Here is a 3,963-nt window from a genome sequence, read left to right on the forward strand (position 1 = left end):
CTCGGAAGTTATCTATAAAGAATCAACATAATTTTTAGCTTCAAATAATGATAATCCCAAAACCTATCGGGCTTTTTTAATAGCTTCAATCTTTTCTCCATCTCTAACTAATTGACGAAGTTCTTTGTTAATTTTAAACTCTTTTAGAAAAAATGAACATGTTTTATAATATAATAAAGAAATATAGGATGAAATTGAGGAGGTAAGTATATGGATGTTTTACATATTGTTGAAAGAATTAATGAACTTTTTAATGTAACAAATAAGAAAATCTATTCTAGTGAATCTGGGATTACATACCATGCAGATAAAAAAGTTAAAAAATTAGGATACTGTGTTAACCTAACGCTTGAAACTATTGAGGAAGCAAGAATTCATGGAGTTGATATGATGGTGACACACCACGATGCATGGGATGAAATATATGGATTAAAAGAGGCATGCATAGAAAAACTAGCAGAGTATGGTATAAGTCACTACTATAATCACTTGCCACTTGATGACTGTAACTTTGGAACAAATGATAGTTTATTAAAAAAATTGAATTTAGAAAATGTTAAAAGAACCCACGAATGGGAAGGGTTATATTTTGGTAGAATCGCAGAATATGATAAAGAAATTGAATTTAATGAATTGGTGGAAAATATCGAAAATATACTTGAAGAACCAGTTAAATTTTGGCGGTTTAATGACAAAAAGGTGAAGCGAGTGGGCTTAGTCTGTGGTAATGGAGGGTCAACAACTTGCCTTAAGGAAGCAGTTGAAAATAAGTGTGACGTATACATTACAGGTGAATGTAATTTGTATACGATTCAATATGCTCAGTTTAAAGGGATAAATCTTATCATTGGGAGTCATACTTTCACAGAATTCTTTGGAATTCAAAGTTTAGCATTGAAATTGAATGAGAATAAAAAAGAACTTGAAGTAGTGAGACTTAATGAAGAGCATTATGAAGCAAATATAAAATAAGACATAGATAACGCTTTTATATGCTGTTGTTATGAGATTTAATTAAACTTTTTTGTAAATAATACATATAGATATGCTATAAGAGAATCCATTTTTATATGAAGGATAATTAAAAAGTTTATTTGTATACCTTATACATGAAAGGTTAACATAACGTCTCATTATCAGTAGCGAGGACAAAGAGGATCCCTACTCTCACAAGGGATCCTCCTTTTTTTGTTCTATGGATCTATGCATTTTTTTATACATTCCTATCCTCGCGTGGTTTTAGGATTCTCGTTTGTTACTGGATTAGCCGAAAAACTGTATAAAACCTTGCATGCTCTTAGCGTCGTTTTTTCCGAAATGCTGACGATATCCCTTTATGTAATTATACATATTAACGAAAAATACACTAAATGAATATTAAATATAGTAAAATATAAATTTTGACACGTTCTATAAATCAGATTCTTTTGAAAGGCGTAACATATCAATCATTATAGGGGATGTGGCGTTACTCCGATACTGATCTCAAATCTCTTGTATTTTGTGAACTAACAATCTGGTGTATATAGACGACTCTGTTTTATAGGCTGTGTTTACATCTATAACAAAGGGATAATACGGATAGATTCGTATTAAATGAAAATGGTTCAAGTCAGAGGAAGGCACCTTAGGGTGTCTTTTCTTTATGACTTTACACAAAAGGGGGAGCGGGCGTAATCTCACCAAAATGGTGTGGTAAACCCAATTAGGTAGGTTATTTTTGTATCAATCGTATTTTTCGGTGCTTCTTGTTTTTTGACATATCATTTTGCTTCTTTGATAAAAAATTTTTCCATATTTACACTTTAAAGGGAAAATAGTATTATTAAATTGTTAAAAACTGTAATTAAAGGAGTCGTTAAATTGAAGAAAAGAATTCTTATTCCGGTAATGAGTATAGGTTTTCTAGTCTTTGGTACATTTTATAGTCCTGCTCAGAATACAGTTTCCGCTCAAATTAACAATGAAAAATCATCCGTAAATGAAAGTGAATTTTGGCTTTATGATGGGGATGCCATAAGATACTACCCTTATTTTAATACTTTTATTGGGATTGCTGATGTAAGTTCAGCTAATGAACAAGAACCAAGCCGAGTAGTATTTGAGTTTTATAATTTAATAGGTGATTTATCATATGTAACAAGTGCAACTATCCCTAATCATAAGCATTCATCTTTCCAACCATTTTCAGCCCCTATAAATTCTCTAGAAGAAGCTACCTATTCTATAAAGGTCAAAGTGATAAACGCAAAGGTAGATCCAAATAAAGTTAAATTTGCTCATATAGAATAATACGTGTGTGTATATGTACACAGTAGGAGCCTCACCATATCGAAAAATAAAATTGTATGCTAAGGACTGAAAATCCTTACTATGACAGTGTTCAAAATGAATATACCTTTTTAAACGCTGTTCACTTTTTAGGACGGTTCATATTTAAAAAGTAAAACTAAGCTTACATCTTTTTATAATTTGTAAAATCCACCGTTAAATATCCAAATAAAAACCCAGTGATATCATGCACACGTACTGATATCACTGGATTTTATGAGTTTAACATTTTATATCTTTTGTAAAGCTCATTTCTTATTTACATTTAATCCTCATTATAAAATAAATTGGATCTCAACACTTAAAATTTCAGAAAATCCAATGAAATAATGATACTTTTGTTATCGAATCCAGAGCTGTACTATTTTATAAATAGAAAACAGGAACCCGTTATGGATTCCTGCTTTCTGCTTTACAACCCTTTTTTGATTAGTGGGGATAAAAGATTGATTTATACTATACTCATTATACATCTAAATATTCTGAATTACAATTAAATACCAGGGGATTTTTTCTAGATTATTAGTGATACATCCTAAAAAGCGTTAGTACATCTAATAAAAAACCAAGAAACTTTATGTAAACAAAGTTTCTTGGTAGGTTTAATACTGTATGTTTTTCGTTTTTCCTTACAAAGATTTCTCTTGCATTTTTTTAGATTGCATGGAACTTAGGAATAAAAATACTTACTATTAAATATTTAAAAAAGCTTGTTTTATCCAACTGCATTCATGAGTACAATTCTCCAACCATCCGGATCTTCTATCGTCGTTCCCTTCTCTATCCAATACGGATTTTCCGGTTCAACTTCATGATAGCCCATTTTATTTAATCGATTCGTTATTTTTTCAATTTCATCTTTATTAGGCATATAAAAAACTAGTAAATTATCTTTTGTCGGCGCAGGACATGGACTTCCATTAACGTGCCTTGTGAACTCTAAATGATACTCTTCATCAGGTAATCCAAACATAACCCCGTCGTATCCTTCATGATTTTGAAACTCCCCTATACGGTTTAAACCCAATCCTGTTTCATAAAAACCTATAACTTCTTCAAATTTATCTGTTGGTCTTGCAAATCTAAACTGAACCCAATTCTTCATGCAATTCCCTCCTTTTAAATTTTAAAAGCCTTACAATAGCTATTATATATTAGAGATATCTGGATTAAAATCCATCATTCAGGGGAGAGCTATCTAAGATGAAAGACGTATAAATTAATAAACAGTAGGACTTTGGTATGAATTTCATGCCTATCAAGCTAAGACTTTGAAGGGTTCTGGTGCAAAAACCATTTGATAGAGATATAGAACCTACATGGGGTCACTATACATGCCCATCAACTTAAGAAAACAAGTCCACCCCAAAACGAAAAAAGTGAACTCAATTATCATGAATAAATGTGGCGTGAGAAATGTTGTTATGGGCATATTTCGAAATCTTAGAGAGAATAAAAAAAGATATTGTTATATTCTTAAATCTGTAATATAATGAATTTATAGAATTCGTAATATTCAGAAATTTCAAGAGGAGGAAATAATATGACAATCGCAATGGCAGTTTTATCATTCTTAGGTGGAGTAATCCCATTAGTAGCAACACTTCTAAAAGCATTCATGTAAGTTTATTA

3 protein-coding genes are annotated in these 3,963 nt (G+C 31.0%); 2 read left to right on the forward strand and 1 reads right to left on the reverse strand.

What is annotated here, in order from left to right; translation table 11 throughout:
* Window positions 1–210: 210 nt before the first annotated feature.
* Complete coding sequence (locus tag BPMYX0001_RS25190; RefSeq protein WP_006096998.1) at window positions 211–972, forward strand: Nif3-like dinuclear metal center hexameric protein; 762 nt, start codon at window positions 211–213, stop codon at window positions 970–972.
* 891 nt (window positions 973–1,863) lie between these two features.
* Window positions 1,864–2,292: a hypothetical protein gene (locus BPMYX0001_RS25195; protein ID WP_033799353.1), complete on the forward strand. Its 429-nt coding sequence runs from the start codon at window positions 1,864–1,866 to the stop codon at window positions 2,290–2,292.
* A gap of 754 nt (window positions 2,293–3,046) precedes the next feature.
* Here the strand turns inward: BPMYX0001_RS25195 and BPMYX0001_RS25200 are convergent.
* Complete coding sequence (locus BPMYX0001_RS25200) at window positions 3,047–3,436, reverse strand: VOC family protein (protein WP_006097000.1); 390 nt, start codon at window positions 3,434–3,436, stop codon at window positions 3,047–3,049.
* Window positions 3,437–3,963: the final 527 nt, after the last annotated feature.

The organism is Bacillus pseudomycoides DSM 12442, from assembly GCF_000161455.1.
Taxonomy (GTDB): domain Bacteria; phylum Bacillota; class Bacilli; order Bacillales; family Bacillaceae_G; genus Bacillus_A; species Bacillus_A pseudomycoides.